At 63.3% G+C, this 18,613-nt stretch carries 15 protein-coding genes and 1 tRNA gene; 10 read left to right on the top strand and 6 right to left on the bottom strand.

The features are described 5' to 3' along the window. The first annotated feature begins 12 nt into the window (after positions 1–12). From nuoN to ACFSOZ_RS09205, 3 genes are read left to right on the top strand one after another with little or no spacing between them, the layout of a single operon-like run. Positions 13–1,449, top strand: a complete 1,437-nt coding sequence (gene nuoN / locus ACFSOZ_RS09195) for an NADH-quinone oxidoreductase subunit NuoN (RefSeq protein WP_379096309.1) — start codon at positions 13–15, stop codon at positions 1,447–1,449. Positions 1,450–1,454: 5 nt separating this feature from the next. After that, a complete protein-coding gene (locus tag ACFSOZ_RS09200; RefSeq protein WP_379096312.1) occupies positions 1,455–2,276 on the top strand; it encodes a biotin--[acetyl-CoA-carboxylase] ligase in 822 nt (273 codons plus the stop codon). A 35-nt stretch (positions 2,277–2,311) separates the two neighbouring features. After that, positions 2,312–3,982, top strand: coding sequence for a ribonuclease J (locus ACFSOZ_RS09205; protein ID WP_379096315.1), 1,671 nt, complete (start codon positions 2,312–2,314; stop codon positions 3,980–3,982). A gap of 19 nt (positions 3,983–4,001) precedes the next feature. Here ACFSOZ_RS09205 and ACFSOZ_RS09210 read toward each other — a convergent pair whose 3' ends face one another. Beyond that, positions 4,002–4,898 (bottom strand): MBL fold metallo-hydrolase, encoded by an 897-nt coding sequence (locus ACFSOZ_RS09210; RefSeq protein WP_379096318.1) that lies wholly within the window; start codon positions 4,896–4,898, stop codon positions 4,002–4,004. A 155-nt stretch (positions 4,899–5,053) separates the two neighbouring features. Here ACFSOZ_RS09210 and mce point away from each other — a divergent pair, with 155 nt between their 5' ends. The 6 genes from mce (at position 5,054) to ACFSOZ_RS09240 (ending at position 11,443) form a co-directional block, all read left to right on the top strand. Beyond that, complete coding sequence (gene mce / locus ACFSOZ_RS09215; RefSeq protein WP_379096321.1) at positions 5,054–5,458, top strand: methylmalonyl-CoA epimerase; 405 nt, start codon at positions 5,054–5,056, stop codon at positions 5,456–5,458. Next, a complete protein-coding gene (locus tag ACFSOZ_RS09220) occupies positions 5,455–5,739 on the top strand; it encodes a DUF1467 family protein (protein WP_379096324.1) in 285 nt (94 codons plus the stop codon). The genes mce and ACFSOZ_RS09220 overlap by 4 nt, the downstream gene beginning before the upstream one ends. 629 nt (positions 5,740–6,368) lie before the next feature. Next, positions 6,369–7,697, top strand: coding sequence for a proline--tRNA ligase (gene proS, locus ACFSOZ_RS09225; RefSeq protein ID WP_379096327.1), 1,329 nt, complete (start codon positions 6,369–6,371; stop codon positions 7,695–7,697). Continuing rightward, positions 7,694–8,980, top strand: coding sequence for a lipoprotein-releasing ABC transporter permease subunit (locus ACFSOZ_RS09230; RefSeq protein ID WP_379096330.1), 1,287 nt, complete (start codon positions 7,694–7,696; stop codon positions 8,978–8,980). Before proS ends, ACFSOZ_RS09230 begins: the two co-directional genes overlap by 4 nt. Further along, complete coding sequence (locus ACFSOZ_RS09235) at positions 8,977–9,669, top strand: ABC transporter ATP-binding protein (RefSeq protein WP_184873474.1); 693 nt, start codon at positions 8,977–8,979, stop codon at positions 9,667–9,669. Before ACFSOZ_RS09230 ends, ACFSOZ_RS09235 begins: the two co-directional genes overlap by 4 nt. A 523-nt stretch (positions 9,670–10,192) precedes the next feature. Further along, entirely contained in the window at positions 10,193–11,443 is a 1,251-nt protein-coding gene (locus ACFSOZ_RS09240) for a site-2 protease family protein (RefSeq protein WP_379096333.1), read from the top strand. A gap of 70 nt (positions 11,444–11,513) precedes the next feature. Here ACFSOZ_RS09240 and lipB read toward each other — a convergent pair whose 3' ends face one another. Continuing rightward, positions 11,514–12,257, bottom strand: a complete 744-nt coding sequence (lipB, locus tag ACFSOZ_RS09245) for a lipoyl(octanoyl) transferase LipB (RefSeq protein WP_379096336.1) — start codon at positions 12,255–12,257, stop codon at positions 11,514–11,516. 234 nt (positions 12,258–12,491) lie between these two features. Between lipB and ACFSOZ_RS09250 the strand changes: the two genes are divergently transcribed. Continuing rightward, positions 12,492–12,576: transfer RNA gene (locus ACFSOZ_RS09250), tRNA-Leu, on the top strand. 136 nt (positions 12,577–12,712) lie between these two features. Here ACFSOZ_RS09250 and ACFSOZ_RS09255 read toward each other — a convergent pair. From ACFSOZ_RS09255 to ACFSOZ_RS09270, 4 genes are all read right to left on the bottom strand, one after another. Next, complete coding sequence (locus ACFSOZ_RS09255) at positions 12,713–15,397, bottom strand: phosphoenolpyruvate carboxylase (RefSeq protein ID WP_379096339.1); 2,685 nt, start codon at positions 15,395–15,397, stop codon at positions 12,713–12,715. 59 nt (positions 15,398–15,456) lie between these two features. Then, positions 15,457–16,425 (bottom strand): 2-hydroxyacid dehydrogenase, encoded by a 969-nt coding sequence (locus tag ACFSOZ_RS09260; protein ID WP_379096342.1) that lies wholly within the window; start codon positions 16,423–16,425, stop codon positions 15,457–15,459. A 77-nt stretch (positions 16,426–16,502) separates the two neighbouring features. Continuing rightward, positions 16,503–17,402 (bottom strand): succinate--CoA ligase subunit alpha, encoded by a 900-nt coding sequence (sucD, locus tag ACFSOZ_RS09265; RefSeq protein WP_379096345.1) that lies wholly within the window; start codon positions 17,400–17,402, stop codon positions 16,503–16,505. A gap of 13 nt (positions 17,403–17,415) precedes the next feature. Further along, positions 17,416–18,600 (bottom strand): malate--CoA ligase subunit beta, encoded by a 1,185-nt coding sequence (locus tag ACFSOZ_RS09270; RefSeq protein WP_379096348.1) that lies wholly within the window; start codon positions 18,598–18,600, stop codon positions 17,416–17,418. Positions 18,601–18,613: the final 13 nt, after the last annotated feature.

Raw genomic sequence — 18,613 nt, forward strand, 5'->3', positions numbered from 1 at the left:
GTTTTGCGAACCATGACGCCGGACCTTCTCTCCAGCCTGTCGCTCTCGACGCCAGAGCTGATCCTTGCCATCGGTGCGCTGGCGCTGCTGATGGTTGGCGCCTATTCGCGCGCCAACACCGCCAACACGGTGACCGGCCTTGCCGTCGCCGTGCTGGTGATCGCTGGCGCCTGGCTAATCTTCCACACCGGACAGGGCAGCGCCTATGGCAACGCCTTCATCCATGACTCCTTCGCCCGCTTCATGAAGGTGCTGGCGCTGACCGGCTCGGCGGTGACGCTGGTGATGTCGATGCGCTTTGCCAAGGCGGAGCATTTCGACAAGTTCGAGTATCCTGTGCTGGTGCTGCTCAGCACGCTCGGCATGATGCTGATGATCTCGGCCAACAGCATGATCGGGCTCTATCTCGGCCTCGAACTGCAATCGCTGGCGATCTACGTGCTTTGCGCGATCAACCGCGACAATCTGCGTTCGACCGAAGCCGGCCTCAAATATTTCGTCCTCGGTGCGCTGTCGTCGGGCATGCTGCTCTATGGCATCAGCCTGGTCTACGGTTACACCGGCAACACAGGCTTCCAGGAAATCGCTTCGGCGCTGGGCAGCGGTGAGCGCCAGCTCGGCCTGGTCTTCGGCCTCGTCTTCGTGCTGGCCGGCCTTGCCTTCAAGATCTCGGCGGTGCCGTTCCACATGTGGACGCCCGACGTCTATGAGGGCGCGCCGACGCCGGTGACGGCCTTCCTGGCGGCGGCACCCAAGATGGCGGCGATGGCGCTGATGGTGCGTGTCACCATGGGCGCGTTCAAGCCGATCGCCTCCGACTGGCAGCAGATCATCGTCTTCATCTCGATCGCCTCGATGGCGCTCGGCGCTTTTGCTGCGATCGGCCAGACCAACATCAAGCGGCTGATGGCCTATTCGTCGATCGGCCACATGGGCTATGCGCTGGTCGGCCTTGCCGCCAACAGCCAGGCGGGCGTGCGTGGCGTTGCCATCTACATGCTGATCTATCTGGTGATGACGCTCGGCACCTTCGCCTTCATCCTCGCCATGCGGCGCAAGGAAGGCAATGTCGAACAGATCAGCGATCTGGCCGGCCTGTCGTCGACCAACCCGATCATGGCAACGATCCTGACCATCCTGATGTTCTCGCTGGCCGGCATTCCGCCGCTCGCCGGCTTCTGGGGGAAATGGTACGTGTTCCTCGCCGCCATCAACGCCAACCTCTACGCGCTGGCGATCATCGGCGTGCTGGCCTCGGTGGTGGGCGCCTATTACTATCTGCGCATCATCAAGATCATGTGGTTCGACGAGCCGGTCGGTGGCTTCGTGCCGATGGCGACGGAACTGCGCCTCGTGCTCGGCGTCAGTGGCGCCTTCGTGCTGTTCTATGTGCTGATCGGCGGGCCGATCGGCACCTATGCCGAAGCTGCCGCCAAGACATTTTTCTAGACGGCATGGCATTTCGGCTGGCTCCAACCTCGGCGTCGGAAGGGTTCCGGCTCGAGGCGCATGACAGCGTCGGCTCCACCAATGCGCTGGCGCTGGACCATGCCCGGGCAGGCGACGCGGGCAGACTGTGGGTCGTTTCCAAGAAGCAGGAAAGCGGGCGCGGACGGCGCGGTCGCGTCTGGGCGACGCCCGAGGGCAATCTGGCGGCGACGCTGCTTGTCATCACCACTGCCGAGCTTCGCCTTGCCGCAACGCTTGGCTTCGTCGCCGGGCTGGCGCTGGCCGATGCACTCGATGCGGTGGTGCCGAAGGGCCGGATCGCCATCGGCCTCGACGGCGCAAGCGCCGGAAAAAGCCGTTTCGAACTGAAATGGCCGAACGACGTGCTTGCCTCCGGCGCCAAGCTGGCCGGCATCCTGCTGGAATCGGCGATCCTGGACGGCGGCCGCTTCGCGGTGGCGGTCGGCATCGGCGTCAATGTTGTGGCTTATCCCGAGGATTTGCCTTATCCGGCAACATCATTGCGCGCACTGGGCGCGACATGCGATGCGGAAACGCTGTTTCTGGCGCTGTCGGATGCCTGGAGCCAGAATGCCCGGTTGTGGGACGAAGGGCGCGGACTTGCCGCCGTCAGGCGACGCTGGCTGGCACGCGCAGCGGGACTTGGCGGCGAGGTTGCTGTCAGAATTGACGGTAATGTGGTGCGTGGGGTGTTTGAAACCATTGACGAGGACTGCCGTTTCGTGATCCGCGACGATGAAGGTTCGGTTTTGACGATTGCCGCCGGCGACGTGCATTTTGGCGCAGTCGCGTCGGCCAGGGTCTAAAGGGGCTTGGCCTGAGGGCCAGGAAGGGAAAAATCATGGCGAAAGCGGAAAACGCCGAACTCGTGTTCGTGCCGCTCGGCGGCGTTGGCGAGATCGGCATGAACTTCGCCCTTTACGGCTACGGCCCGCCCAGCGCGCGCGAGTGGATCGTCATCGATGTCGGCGTGACCTTCCCCGATGCCAGCCTGCCCGGCGTCGACCTGGTGCTGCCCGACACGCGCTTCATCGAGGAGAACCTCGCCAATCTGCGCGGCATCATCATCACGCATGCGCATGAAGACCATTACGGTGCTCTGCTCGACACTTGGCCGAAGCTGAAGGCGCCGGTGTGGATGACGCCGTTCAGCGCCGGTCTGCTGGAGGCCAAGCGGCAGGGCGAGCAGGGCGCGCCGAAGATCCCGCTGACGATTTACCGGGCGGGCGAGAAATTCACCGTCGGTCCGTTCGAGATCGAGGCTATCCCGGTCGCACACTCGATCCCCGAGCCGATGTCGCTGGCGATCACCTCGCCAGCCGGCACCGTCATCCATACCGGTGACTGGAAGATCGATCCGGAACCGACAATCGGCCCGAAAACCGACGAGGCGCGTTTCCGCGCCTATGGCGACAAGGGCGTCCTGGCGCTGATCTGCGATTCGACCAATGCGCTGCGGGAAGGGGAGTCGCCCTCGGAAGTCGCCGTCGGCGAAGGACTGAAGGGCGTCATCCAGGCTGCCAAGGGCCGTGTTGCCGTGACCACTTTTTCCTCCAATGTCGGCCGCATCGTCTCCATTGCCAAGGCGGCGCGCGATGCAGGCCGTCAGTGCCTGGTGCTTGGCCGTTCGCTGAAGCGGGTCATCGATGTCGCCGATGAACTCGGCTACATGGACGGGCTGCCGGAGTTCATCGCCGAGGAGGATTTTGGCTTCATCCCGCGTGAAAACCTGGTCATCATCTGTACCGGCAGCCAGGGCGAGCCCTTGGCAGCCCTTGCCAAGCTGTCGCGCGAAGAGATGAAGTCGGTGTCATTGACGGCCGGCGACACGGTGGTGTTTTCCTCGCGCACGATTCCCGGCAATGAGAAGGCGATCCTCGAGATCAAGAACCGCCTGATCGACCTCGGCATCAAGATCATCGAGGATGGCGATGCACTGGTGCATGTCTCCGGCCATCCGCGGCGCAGCGAATTGCGCAAGATGTACGAATGGGTGCGGCCGCAGATCGGCGTTCCCGTGCATGGCGAGGCAGCGCATCTGGTTGCGCAGGGGTCGCTGATGTCGACCTCCGGCATCGGCCAGGTGGCGCAGGTGCGCGACGGCGATATGCTGAGGCTTGCGCCCGGCCCTGCCACCATCATCGACCAGGTGCCGTTCGGCCGCATCTACAAGGACGGCAATTTGATCGGCACCGATCAGGCGATGGGCATTCGCGACCGGCGCAAACTGTCCTTTGCCGGCCATGTCGCGGTCAATGTCGTGCTCGACGACAAATATGAACTTGCCGGTGACCCCGATCTGGTCGCCATCGGCGTCGCCGAAGCCGATGCCGGCGGTGAGACGCTTGAGGATCTGATGATCGATGCGGCGGTCGGCGCGGTGGATTCGATCCCCCGTCAGCGCCGAAAGGATCTCGACCTGGTCCAAGAGGCGGTACGGCGCGCCGTGCGCGGCGCCGCCAACGAAGCCTGGGGCAAGAAACCGCTGGTGACTGTATTCGTCACGCGGTGAGGGTGGCAGCCGCCGTTCGCTAGACGTTCAACTGATAGCTGACGGGAAGCCAGCGAACAGAACCGTCCACCGATTCGATGTAGCCCAGACCCGGAAATGGCATGTGATGGCCGGCGACCAGCAGGCGCTGCTCCGTGGCCATCTTGAGCAGTCGCTTGCGGGTTTCGACGGCTTGGTCCTTGTCGTCATCCAGATCAGCACGCCACTCCGGGTGTTGGATGGACACGACATAATGCAGGAAGGCGTCCGACCAGATGAGCAATTGCTGGCCGTCGCTTTCGACGAGAAACGCCAGGAGTCCGGGGGAATGACCGGCTGCGTCGATGGCGGTAATGCCCGGCAGCACCTCATCTCCGGGCGCTATGAATGTCACCTGGTCTGTAAGGCTGCTGCAAATTCGTCTGAATAGATCACGGTTGGCCAACCTGGCCTCGCGCACTGCATTTCCCCCGGTCCAGAAGCTGAATTCCGCTGCGCCGAATACATAGCGTGCCCGCCGAAAAACGGGTTCGCCATTCTTCACAAGCCCTCCGATGTGATCCGGGTGCCCGTGGGTGATAATCACCACATCGATGTCACCCGGTCCGAGCCCAAGGTCCCGCAGGCATTCCAGGAGTGAGCTGTCCGCGTCTCCGCATCCGGTGTCGAACAGGATCTTTTCGGAACCGGTGTCGATCAGCGTTGGGATGAAGCAGTGTTCGTAGCGATCGCGGTCGATGAAGTTCGAGACGGCGAGTTCGTGCACTGCGGTTGGCGACTGTCCAGGTGCTAGGGCCGACGCAAGGTTGTCGCGAGCGTCGACGGCATCGAGCAAAGCGGCAACTTTGAATGACCCAAGACCAAATGTGAAAACGCGTGGGCGAGCAGGGTGGGTGTCAAACATTGCCGTTTGTACTTCGCAGTTGTCGATCGGCATAGCCTGGGTCGTGATTTTGAAATCCCTCTGCTCGTTCGAGGGAGTTCGAAGACTGCTCATCAAAGTGCGACAGTGCGCGCCTCGTGAAAGGCTGTTGATATCAGTCGATTTGACGTATGACGCCAGCCATTGGACCCGGGAGGGAAAGCTCGGATATGCTCGGACGCCTGAACCATGTCGCGCTTGCGGTGCCGGACCTGACTGCTGCCGTTGCCGCCTATCGCAACACGCTCGGTGCCGAAGTGACGGAGCCGCATGCACTGCCGGAGCACGGCGTCACCGTGGTGTTCGTCAATGTCGGCAACACCAAGATCGAACTTCTGGAGCCGTTGGGCGAGGGCTCGCCGATCGCCGCCTTCCTGGAGAAGAACCCTTCCGGCGGCATGCACCATCTTTGCTATGAGGTCGACGACATCCTGGCCGCACGCGATCAGCTCAAGGCTGCCGGCGCGCGGGTACTGGGCGACGGCAACCCGAAGCTAGGTGCGCATGGCAAGCCGGTGCTGTTCCTGCATCCGAAGGATTTCTTCGGTACGCTGATCGAACTGGAGCAATCATGAGCTGGGTTTCGTTCACCGCACTATTCTTCGCCACCTGGTGGATCGTGCTGTTCGTCGTGCTGCCGTTCAGCGTCAGGACACAGGACGACGATCACGACGTGACGCTGGGCACGGTTCCAAGTGCGCCACGCGGGCCGCATATGCTGCGCGCCGTCTTGCGCACCACCGTCGCCACGGCGGTTCTCATGGGCATTTTCTATGGCCTGACGAAAGGCTTGGGATACAGCCTCGACGAGGTCCCGCACATCATTCCGGAATTCAGCCAGACCCCAGCGAAATAGACCGTTTTCAGGGCAGCGCTTCAGCACATTCGAGATCGCCACGATGTCGCTTGGCCCGCGGCGGTTCTGGCCTTGCGCCGGCTGACGCAAGGTCAAGTGGTTTATCAGTCTTTGGTGCTAACCAGATGTTTGCACAAAAAAAAATGCAAGGCACGAGGCCTTGCAATTTAAACGCGTCCGATCTGTTTCCGGTTTCCGGCGGCAGCGAGTAACCGCGCCTAGATCGCATCCTCCCAAGACTTTGACCGCGTAGGAGAGCAGATTTTTCTCTACCCTCTCGGTTATCGGGGCACACTAGCCTAAGGCGAATGAAAATGTCACGAAGAATTTTGCCTCGAAACAGGCATTCTCGTGCTGCACTGCACAATAGTGTGGCAGGCTTTGCTTGGGAAACGACCAGTAAGACGCCGCGGCGCTGCGGCGCCTTGGAGTGCCGCGTGTCCGCGGGACGCGCAAAGGACGCTCTGACAGTTTCCACCCACGCATCATGCCTTTCCAGAAACCGATTTCCGATTTTCGGGGCCGATGCGTCCGGGTTTCCATTCCGCCATGAAATGGCTATGAAGCCGGGGCAAGCAGCCCGTGTCGCGCCGATTCCCGCGCGGCCATCCTCACTCACGGACCAGTCCATGCGTTTGTCGCGCTATTTCCTGCCTATCCTCAAAGAAAACCCGCGCGAGGCCGAAATCGTCTCGCATCGGCTGATGCTGCGCGCCGGCATGATCCGCCAGCAGGGGCAGGGCAGTTTTTCGTGGCTGCCACTCGGCAAGCGGGTGCTGGACAAGGTTTGCCGCATCATCCGCGAGGAGCAGAATCGCGCCGGTGCGCTGGAAATCCTGATGCCGACCATCCAGTCGGCGGATCTGTGGCGCGAAAGCGGCCGCTATGACGATTACGGCAAGGAGATGCTGCGCATCAAGGACCGGCAGGACCGCGACATGCTCTACGGTCCGACCAATGAGGAAGTGGTCACCGAGATCGTCCGCGCCTATGTGAAGTCCTACAAGGACCTGCCGCTCAATCTCTACCACATCCAGTGGAAGTTCCGCGACGAGGTGCGGCCGCGCTTCGGCGTCATGCGTTCGCGCGAATTCCTGATGAAGGACGCCTATTCCTTCGACCTCGACTTCGAGGGTGCAAAGGCGGCCTACAACAGGATGTTCGTGTCCTATCTCCGGACCTTCACCCGCATGGGTCTGCAAGCGATTCCGATGCGGGCCGACACCGGACCGATCGGCGGCGATCTCAGCCATGAATTCATCATCCTCGCCGATACCGGCGAGAGCCAGGTCTACTGCCATCGCGACTATCTTTCGCTCGATGTGCCTGGAGAGAAGACCGACTTCGCCAACGACGCCGAGATCGGCGACATCGTCAAGACATGGACGACGCCCTACGCCGCCACCGACGAAATGCATGACGAGGCGGCGTGGGAAAAGATCGGCGACAACGACAAGGTTTCGGCGCGTGGCATCGAGGTTGGCCACATCTTCCATTTCGGCGACAAATATTCCAAGCCGATGGGCGCCAAGGTGACCGGGCCCGACGGCAAGGATCATTTCGTCTCCGGCGGCTCCTACGGCATCGGCCCGTCGCGCCTGGTCGCGGCGATCATCGAAGCCAGCCATGACGACAACGGCATCATCTGGCCGGAAGCGGTGGCGCCGTTCGACATCGGACTGATCAACATGAAGGCGGGCGACGCCGAATGCGACCGCGTCTGCGACGAGTTGCATGCCGCATTCGTCGCCGCCGGCAAGGATGTGCTGTACGACGACACCGACCAGCGGCCGGGCGGCAAGTTTGCCACCGCCGATCTGATCGGCCTGCCGTGGCAGGTCATCGTTGGGCCGCGCGGCGTGGCTAGCGGCGAGATCGAGATCAAGAATCGCAAGACCGGCGAGCGCGAGACGCTGCCGATCGCCGATGCGAAAAAACGCTTCGGTGTCGCCGCATGAGCGACGTGGCGGCGGCAAGAACGGTGGGCGCCGGGCCCTTTTCCATCTTCGAGCGCATGGTTGCCTGGCGCTACCTGCGCTCGCGGCGCAAGGAGACGGTGATCTCGGTGATCGCCTCGATCTCCTTCCTCGGCATCATGCTAGGGGTCGCCACGCTGATCGTGGTGATGGCAGTGATGAACGGCTTCCGGGCGGAACTGTTGACGCGCATTCTCGGCGTCAACGGCCATCTGATCGTGCAGCCGCTCGATTCGCCGCTTGAGGACTATGCGCAGGTCGCCGGCCGAATCAATGGGGTGCCCGGCGTCAAATACGCCATCCCGCTGATCGACGGCCAGGTGCTGGCGCAGGGCAATGTCGGCGGCGGAACCGGCGCGCTGGTGCGCGGCATACGCGGTGAGGATCTCGGCAAGATCGCCATCGTCGCCAGCAACATCAAGCAGGGTTCGATCGCCGATTTCGACGCCGGCGAGGGCGTCGCCATCGGCAAGCGCATGGCCGAGAATCTCGGCTTGGCGCTCGGCGATACCATCACCTTGATATCGCCCGATGGCGACGTGACACCGATCGGCACGACACCGCGCATGAAGGGCTACAAGATCACGGCGATCTTTGAAGTCGGCATGTCCGAATATGACACCTCCATCGTCTACATGCCGTTCTCCGAAGCGCAGCTCTATTTCAACATGGACGGCCGGGCGCAGACGATCGAGATCTATGTCGACAATCCCGACGATGTCGACGCGCTGAAACCGAAGGTCGAAGAAGCGGCGCAGCGGCCGATCGACATGGTCGACTGGCGCCAGCGCAACGAGACCTTCTTCTCCGCCCTGCAGGTCGAGCGCAACGTCATGTTCATGATCCTGACGCTGATCGTGCTGGTGGCGGCGCTGAACATTATTTCCGGCCTGATCATGCTGGTGAAGGACAAGGGGCATGACATCGCCATCCTGCGCACCATGGGGGCGTCGCGCGGCGCCATCCTGCGCATCTTCCTGATGACGGGCGCCGCGATCGGCGTGACCGGCACGATCGCCGGCGTGTTGCTCGGCGTGTTGATCTGCACCAACATCGAATCCATCCGCCAGTTCTTCTCCTGGATGACCGGCAAGGTTCTGTTCAACCCGGAGCTCTATTTCCTCAGCCAGTTGCCGGCGAAGATGGACCCGCGCGAGACGACCTATGTCATCCTGATGGCGCTCGGGCTGTCCTTCCTGGCAACGGTGTTTCCGGCGTGGCGGGCCGCCCGGCTCGATCCCGTCGAAGCCTTGAGGTATGAATGATGGCCGAGGCCATTATCGAACTGAAGAGCGTCGAGCGGCACTACGTGCAGGGGCCGCGCAAGCTCACCATTCTGAACGGCGCCGATTTCTCGCTGAAGCGCGGCGAGATGGTGGCGCTGGTGGCGCCGTCGGGCACCGGCAAGTCGACGCTGCTGCACACTGCCGGCCTGCTGGAACGTCCCGACGCCGGCGACGTCATCCTGGCCGGCCGTGCCTGCGGGCGGCTGTCCGATGACGAGCGCACGGCGATCCGCCGCAACGATGTCGGCTTCGTCTATCAGTTCCATCACCTGCTGCCGGAATTCTCGGCGCTGGAAAACATCATGATGCCGCAGCTGATCAAGGGGCTGAGCCGCAAGGAGGCGTCCGAGCGCGCGGCGCAGCTGCTCGACTACATGCAGATCGGCAAGCGCGCGTCGCACCGTCCGTCCGAGCTTTCCGGCGGTGAGCAGCAGCGCGTCGCCATTGCCCGCGCGGTTGCCAATGCGCCGCTGGTGCTGCTGGCCGACGAGCCGACCGGCAATCTCGACCCGGTCACCGCCTCCTATGTATTCGAGGCGCTGGCGGCGCTGGTCAAGCAATCGGGCCTCGCGGCGCTGATCGCCACCCACAATCACGAACTGGCATCGCGCATGGACCGGCGCGTCACGCTTGCCGATGGCAAAGTGGTGCCGCTCGGCTCGGGCTGACATCAACCTGGACAGGACCTGGCGGGATCGCGGACGGTCCGCCACCAGAGCGCGTTTCCGCTCCGTTGATAGCTGACGCACGTCGGTGAACCTTTTCTTAACCCTGCCGATCTGATCACCCGGAAATTCTGGACGCGGTCGGATTCCGATCGTTGACATTCGAACAAAATTAGAACAAATTGCGAACATATCAACAACAGGAGAGAATTATGACCGATCTGGCTCAGGATGTCATCTCGCTGGTTTGCATGAGCACCTTTCTCATTTCCATGGCGATCTGGATCGGAGCCATGTGATTTGGCGTTGAGGACGTGGCGCGAACGCAAGCGTCCCTCGGGCGCGCCACTCCTCACACTTACCCTCTCCCCGTGAGGAACGGGGAGAGGGGGCGTCAACTTTGGCGCCATGCCTCCATTGAGGCGCTAATGCGGATGGTTCGACATCGGGAAGCGGGTTCCGCCGTTAAGCCTTTCTTGCCGCGGTGACGTTAGGGTGTGCCTTCCAAGACAGGGAGCAGCGTCGCGTGTCGCCCATCGTCACGGTCATCCTCGTGGCCAGCAATCTCGGACTGATCTTTCTCTTGATGACCGTGCCGCTTGGTTTGCGCACGATCAGGCTCAGCCGCGTGGTAGCGATGGACCGGCAGCGTCTCTGGCAGGCGCTGTGGCCACTCGGCAGCGATGCCGGCTGGTCCGGTGAGATTCTTTCGGCCGAGGCGCTGGACGGGGAGGGTATGGCCCGCATCATGCTGTCCTGGGAAGGCCGCGACGGCAAGCCGATCGAGCGCAAGTCTCGGTTTGATGACGTTGTCGAGGGCAGCCGGTTCTCGATGCGGGTCATCGAGGATACCGCGCTCGATACCTCGTTCTGGAAGGATTTTCGCGAGACCACCGAGCTCGTTTCCGAAGGCGGCGGCACGCGGGTCACGCTTGGCCAGACCGATCGCTATCGCGGCTTTGCCTTCCTGGTGTTCCGCTATTTCGCCATGCGCCGGGAACTCTCCAAGCTGCAGCGTTGGGCAACGACCGGGCAGTATCGCAAAGGCGGCTGGTTCGAGCATCCGCTCAGCCAGGTCGGCTTCGCCGCATTGTCGGCATTGATCCTGTGGCCGTTCTTCGGTCTTCACCTCGGCGGACTGGCGCTGGCCGCGATCCTGACATCGGTTGTGGCCCTGCACGAACTCGGCCACATGGCGGCGTTTCGCCTGATGGGTCACAATAAGGCGCGCATGATCTTCATCCCGCTGCTCGGCGGCATCGCCATTGGCGGGCGGCCATATGACAGCCGTTTCGAAGTGGCCTTCGTGGCGTTGATGGGCGCCGGCTTCTCCGCCTTCCTGGTGCCGGTCGTCATCGCCGCCAGCACCTTTGCCGGCGCGGAGGGACATCGGCTGGCGGCGACGCTGCTGGCGGCGCTGGCGGGCTTTGCTGCCCTGTTCAACATCGCCAATCTGGTGCCGGTATGGAAGTTCGATGGCGGCCAGGTGCTGCGCCAGATCTGCCCGGGGCCGATCGTTTTGGCTGTGGCCTCGTTCTCCCTGCTCTCGGCCTTCCTTGCGCTGGGCCGGCAGGCCGGCTTTTCCCCCGGCTTTCTGCTCGCTGCGGGCGCGGTCTTTTCAATCCTCAGCCTGCTGACGATGAGCAGCGGGGTCAAGCCACGCAACGAACTGAAGCCGATCCGCACCGTCGACCGCTTTGTCATCGCCGGCGCGCTGCTGGCGGTGTTCGCCATTCATGGCTATGGCGTTCTGTGGGCGTCGGCGCAGCTCATCTGAGGTGTTGATATTCAGATGATGCCGACCTGAGATATCAACACCACCTTGAGCCGTTTCCAGGCCGGATGGGTCAGCCGGCCTTGCGGGCGGCTTCGACAGGCAAAGCCGTGGCGGGACCGAAGACGTCGTCGAAGGCAGATTTCAGGGCCAGGTCGAGGTCCGCCATTGTTACAGGCAAGCCGAGGTCGACAAGGCTGGTGACGCCGTGGTCCTGCACGCCGCACGGCACGATGCCGCTGAAATGGTCTAGGTTCGGTTCGACATTGATGGCGATGCCGTGAAAGCTCACCCAACGCCGCAGCCTGATGCCGATGGCGGCGATCTTGTCCTCGGCCGGCGAGCCGTCCGGCAGGGCAGGGCGATCCGGTCGCACCACCCAGACGCCGACCCGGTCCTCACGGCGTTCGCCGTGCACGTTGAAGGCGGCGAGCGTGCCGATGATCCACTGTTCGAGCGCGGCGACAAAGGCGCGGACATCCTCGCGCCGGCGCTTCAGGTCGAGCATCACATAGGCGACCCGCTGGCCCGGCCCATGATAGGTGTACTCACCGCCGCGCCCGGCCGCGAACACCGGGAAGCGGTTGGCGTCGATCAGGTCCTCGCTGCGGGCGCTGGTGCCGGCGGTGTAAAGCGGCGGATGTTCGACCAGCCAGACCATTTCGCCGGCGGCGCCGCTTCGGATCGCCTCGGCGCGCGCCTCCATGAAGGCAAGCGCATCGGGATATGCGGTGAGGCCAGGCTCGATGCGCCATTCGACCGGTGCTGAGCCGGGGAGCGGCAGGAACGACGTGGCGATCTGGCTGCGTTCTGGCATGGCTTTTCGTTTCGTTATGCATGCCATGATCCCAAAAACCGCATTGCGCTTTCGGGCGGGATGCATTTGCCTCCCATATGGCGCTATCAGGCCGAAACGTCCAGTTCCGGCTATGCATTCCAATTCTGTGGAACGTTATGCCAATCGCTGGCGATTATTGCTTGCCGCGCACTTGTTTCGCCGGAAACGATTTGCTACACGCCGCGAGCCGGTCGGTTCCGGCTCCTACCACGTGCGGTCGTGGCGGAATTGGTAGACGCGCAGCGTTGAGGTCGCTGTGGGGCAACCCGTGGAAGTTCGAGTCTTCTCGACCGCACCAAAATTTCCCAGACAGATTGCTTATGGCGAGCTCTGACGGCAGGCGATGACACGTCGCGGCCACAGGGCTTTCCGGGGATCGAAACGGCAGCGGCGGCGCGTCATTCAGACCACGCCGCCGCTTCGCTTTTTAGGACCTATCCCGTCCAGCCCAGGCCAGCCGAGATACAATTGATCGATACAAGCAGAGCGTCGGTCGCCCGCTTTTGATCCGCCGTGCCGGTATTTGCCCGAACTTCACGCAGCAGATCGACCTGCAGTCGGTGAATGTCATCCATCTGTCGCCGCAGGCTGTCGAAACGCCGCTTGAACATGGGAAAGCGCGCGGAAAGATCGCCTCCCGTGAGGTCACCAATCAGGCGTCGCGTCAACTCGTATTCAGCGGCGATGCGGGCGTAGATTTGCCGGGCCGCATCGCTGTCGGGCACCAGGCGGGCGTAGAGCCCCGCGATCTCCATGTCGGACTGGTAGAGCGTCTTCTCGGCCTCGTCGACGATCAAGCGGAAGAAGCGCGAGTGCTCGAACATGCGAGCCAGAAGTTCGCGCCCGGCCTCGCCGCGCACGGCGACGAAAGAGCTAAGCGCGCTGCCGATGCCATACCAGCCGGTCAGCAGATGACGGTTCTGGCTCCAGGCGAACACCCATGGAATGGCGCGCAGGTCAGCAATGCCGTTGGCGCCGAAACGGCGCTCCGGCCGTGACCCCATTTTCAGGAGCGCCAACTCCGCGACCGGGCTCGCCTGGTTGAAATAATCGAGGAAACCGCGCTCGGCCATCAACCCGGCGTAGGATGCCTGCGACATGCCTGCCAGTGCTTCCAGCGCTTCGTCGAATTCCGGCGTTTCCTTCGGCTCGACATCACCGGCCGATTCAACACCGTGGGCCAGCACGCCAGCGGCGAGAACCTCGAGCTGGTTGAGGCCGGTGCCGCGATTGGCGAATTTCGACGATACGACCTCGCCCTGCTCCGTCACGCGCATGGTTCCGGCTACAGTGCCTTCCGGTTGTGCGGCGATCGCCCGGCCGGTCGGCGCGCCGCCACGACTGACAGAGCCGCCGCGACCGTGAAAGAAACTGATCCTGACGTTGTGCTTGCGCCCGACGGCGGCGAGGCGCTTTTGCGCTTTTGCCAGTTCCCAATTGGAAGCCAGAAAACCGCCGTCCTTGTTGGAATCTGAATAGCCAAGCATGATTTCCTGGCGCGCGCCGAAATCCCGCACTGTCCGCCTCACCAGTGAAACGCCGAGCAATCCATTCAGGATGCCCGGTGCGGCCTGTAGATCGGCGATGGTCTCGAACAATGGCACGATCCGCAGCTTGATTGTGCCGCCGCCACCGGGCGCGGTTGAAAGTCCGCAATATTGCGCCAGCAGATAGACCGCGAGCAGATCGTCGGCCGAGCGGGTCATGCTGAGAACGATGGAGCCGACAGCGTCGGCATCCGAGCCGGAGATGTGCTCGCGGATGACGGAGAATGTCGAAAGCAGTTCACCTGCTTCAGGCGAGAGCCGGCCTGCGTCGATCTCCAGCCGCTCGCCCTGGCTGACGGCCGCGCGAATGCGCGCCGACCATTGCGGCGTGCCGGCTACGACCGGATCGGCGGGATTTGCGAGCGCAAACAGCTCGGCCAGCACCCGGTTGACGACGGTGGAGTTCTGCCGGATGTCGAGCGAGACCGTACGGAAGCCGAAGCTTCCGACTTGCCAAAGCAGAGGCTGGATGAAACGCTTGGCTACCGCGCGCCCTCCGATCGCTTCGAGAACGGAAGACAGCCCGTTCAGATCGGCACGAAACGCCTCTGCCGAGAGATATGCCGCCGGACCGCTGTCTCGCGTGGCCTCCAGCCGGGCAAGCAAGGCCGAGGCGAACTGGCGAAGCGGTTCGTCAGGGTTGCGGGCGGCGATCACGTGCGCCAGTCCGCTTTTATCAAGCGCCGTTTGCAGCACCGGCTTGAAGCTGGCCGGCAGGTCGATGACGTTCGAGCTGGCGCTGAGCACCGTCACCAGCCGCTGCACCTGCGTCAGATACCAGCCTATGGCGGTATTGCGGTATTCGGCCATGGCATGGGCGGTGACCGCGGCAGTCACATTTGGATTGCCATCGCGGTCGCCGCCGATCCACGAGGCATAGCGCATGAATGAGGGAATTCTGATCGGTTCTCCCGGATAGTGACGCTCGAAGGCGGCCTGAAGCTTGCCATAGAGCTGCGGCGTTGCCTCGAAGATGACTTCGCGAAAGAAATGCAGGCCCCAGGCGATTTCGCGTTCGACCGTCGGGCGCTCCAGCCGCAGTTCGCCCGTCATCCACAGAAGCTCGATCTCGCTTTCCAGATCGGCGACCAACAGGGAGCGTTCGCGCGGCGCCCAGCGCGGTTGGTCGAGCTCGGTCAGCTTGCGATAGATACGGCGGTGGATCTCCAGCACCGTGACGCGTTTGGCCTCCGTCGGGTGCGCGGTCATGGTCGGGCCGACGCAAAGCTCATCAAGCGTCGCCTGGACTTCCTGCGCCGAGTGGCCATTCGCCGCCATCTGCGCGATCACGCTGGCGAAGGACCCTGGCACTTCGTCGATACCCGCGCCTTGTTCGAGTTCGCGGCGCGCCCGCATGGCAAGCAGCTCGTCTGCTATCGTCAGCAACTGGAACCATACGCCGCTCGCCTGAAGCGCCGGGATGCGCTGCTCCGCGGCGAGGGAGACAAGCGACCGACGTCCGGCCAGAACGGCGGCGACCTCGGGCTCACGCGCGCTTGCGACCTGAAGTAGCAAGCGCAACAGAAGGCTGCGCTCGTCCTCACGAAAGTTGATGCGTCTGCTCTGTTCCAAACCGGTTTCCTGCTTCGTCCGCGCCGATGCCGCTGCTGAACCGAAGGCGGCGCCTGCCCTCAGGCGACCCGATCGGGGACCGGGCGACCCTCGAAGAAGGCGGTCAGGTTCTCCACCACCTTCATGCCCATTGCGACCCGCGTTTCCTCGGTCGCACTCCCGAGATGCGGCAACAGCACCACGTTCTCCAACCGCTTCAGCGCCTCCGGAACGGCCGGCTCGTCGGCAAAGACGTCGAGACCCGCCCCCGCGATCTCGCGCCTTTCCAGTGCACCGATCAGGGCATCCTGGTCGACAACGTCGCCGCGCGCCGTGTTGATCAGGAACGCGTCGCCTTTCATCGACCGCAAGCTTCGAGCATTGATGAGATGGCGGTTTTCCGCGCCGCCCGGACAGTGCAGCGACACGAAATCAGATGTTGTGAGCACATCTTCCAAAGTTGGCATCTGGACCGCGCCCATGGCGCGCGTCTCGTCATCATCGACCGGCGACCGATTGAAGAACACGATGTTCATACCGAAGCCGAAATGCGCGCGCTTGGCTGTCGCCTTGCCGATGCGCCCCATGCCGACAATACCCAAGGTTTTGCCCGACACCTTCGCGCCGGCCATATGGGTTGGCGACCAGCCCCGCCACTCTCCGGCCCGCAGCTGCCGTTCGCCCTCACCGGTCCGGCGCGCGACAGCCAACAGCAAGCTGAGGGCGAGGTCGGCGGTGCAATCGGTCAGAACGCCCGGGGTGTTGGTGACCACGATGTCGCGTTCGCGGGCTGCCGCGACATCGATATGGCTGAAGCCGACGCCGAAATTGGCGATGATCCGGGTGCGGGCGGCGTTCTTAGGAAACACCGCAACAGGCAAGCGGTCGCTGACCGTTGCCAGGATCGCGTCAAAATTCGCGAATGCCGATGTCATTACGGCAGGGCTCAGCGGCGTATCGCTGGCGTTGAGCGTCGTGTCGAAGCGCTCGGCGAGGATCGCTTCAACAGGGGCCGGCCATCTCCGGGTGACAATCAAACGCGGTTTCATCGGATTTCCTGCCGATCGATGGGCCGCGATGCATCCGCCGACCCGAAACAGACTTCGCATTTTGCGCCATGCGACCGTCAGGCCGCCTTCTTCATCCCGGCCAGGGTATTGGCCACGACCTCCCCGAAAGACGATGGCGTCGGCACGATGACGACGCCGGCCTCTTTGAGGATTTCGACCTTTTCCTGCGCCGACTCGCCGAACGCCGAGATGATGGCGCCGGCATGGCCCATGCGCCGGCCCTTCGGCGCGGAAAGCCCGGCGATGTAGGCGATCAGCGGCTTGCGCATGTTGTCGCGCGCCCAGATCGCGGCTTCCGCCTCCTGAGGTCCGCCGATCTCGCCGATCATGACCACGGCATCGGTTTCGTCGTCCTGTTCGAACAGCTTCAGCATGTCCTTGAAGGACGAGCCGTTGATCGGATCGCCGCCGATGCCGACGCTGGTCGAGACACCGATGCCGAGCGCCTTCATCTGGGAGGCGGCCTCATAGCCGAGCGTGCCCGAGCGCCCGACGATGCCGACGCGGCCGGGGAGATAGATGCTGCCCGGCATGATGCCCATCAGTGCCTGTCCGGGCGTGATCACGCCGGCGCAGTTCGGACCGATCAGCCGCATGCGGTCCTCGAAACGGTAGCGAAGCATGTAGCGCTTCACCTGCATCATGTCCTGCGAGGGGATGCCGTCGGTGATGCAGACGCATAGCTTTATGCCGGCATCGGCGGCTTCCATGATCGAGTCGGCGGCGAAAGGCGGCGGCACGAAGACGATGCTGGCCTCGGCGCGGGTCTCGCGCACCGCGCCCTTGACGGTGTTGAAGATCGGCAGGCCGAGATGCTTCTGACCGCCCTTGCCGGGCGTCACGCCGCCGACGAGCTTGGTGCCGTAGCGCTTCATGTCTTCGGCATGGAAGCTGCCGATCTTGCCGGTGAAGCCCTGGACGATGACCCGCGTGCCGCGGTTGAGCAGGATTGCCATATTTTCAGCTCCCTCAGCTTGCTTTTTTGAGCGTTGCCGAACGCCAGGCGGCGACGGCTTTTTCGGCGGCTTCCGCCAGCGTTTCGGCGACGATAACCGCCTCGCCGGAATCGGCCAGGATGCGGCGCCCTTCCTCGACCTTGGTGCCGGCAAGTCGCACGACCAGGGGGACGTTGACGCCGACTTCGCGGATTGCCTTGACGACGCCTTCGGCGACCCAGTCGCAGCGGTTGATGCCGGCGAAGATGTTGACCAGGATGGTCTCGACATTCTTGTCGCCGAGCACGGCCCGAAACGATTTCGCGACCCGCTCCGGCGAGGCGCCACCGCCGATGTCGAGGAAGTTGGCCGGCTCGCCGCCGGCGATCTTGATCATGTCCATCGTCGCCATGGCGAGGCCGGCGCCGTTGATGATGCAGCCGATATTGCCGTCGAGGCCGACATAGGAAAGGCCGCGGTCGCTGGCGAAGGTCTCGCGCGGATCTTCCTGGCTCTTGTCGCGCAGCTCGGAGATTTCCGGCCGCCGGAACAATGCGTTCTCGTCGAACGACATCTTGGCGTCGAGCGCGACGAGGTTGCCGTCGCGGGTCACCACCAGCGGATTGATCTCCAGCATCGAGGCGTCGAAGTCGCGGAACACCTGGTAGCAGCTGAAGATCGTTTCGGTCGCCTTGCCGATCAGGTTTTGATCCAGGCCGAGCCCGAAGGCGATCTCCCGCGCCTGGAAGCGCTGCATGCCGACTCCGGGATCGACCGTGGTCCGGATGATGGAATCCGGCGCCCTCTCGACGATGTCCTCGATCTCCATGCCGCCCGCGGCCGACGCCACGATCATGACGCGCTCCTCTTTGCGGTCGAGCACGAAGCCGACATAGAGCTCTTGCGCGATGTCGACGGCCTCCTCGAGATAGAGCCGCGATATCAGCTTGCCGCGCGGGCCGGTCTGCTGGGTCACCAGCTTGCGGCCGAGCATTGCTTCGGCCGCGCTGGAGATCTCCTCGTCATTGGCGCAGAGCTTGATGCCGCCGGCCTTGCCGCGGGCACCGGAATGAACCTGCGCCTTGAGCACCCATTTGCCGCCGCCGATCTCACGCGCCCGATAGGTTGCCTGCTCGGGGCTGTAGGCGAGGCCGCCGCGCGGAACGTGAATCCCGTGGCGGGCAAGCAGTTCCTTGGCCTGGTATTCGTGAATGTCCATCTCGTCCCTCCCA

The sequence above is a fragment of the Mesorhizobium newzealandense genome (assembly GCF_042682145.1).
In the GTDB taxonomy this organism is placed as follows: domain Bacteria; phylum Pseudomonadota; class Alphaproteobacteria; order Rhizobiales; family Rhizobiaceae; genus Mesorhizobium; species Mesorhizobium newzealandense.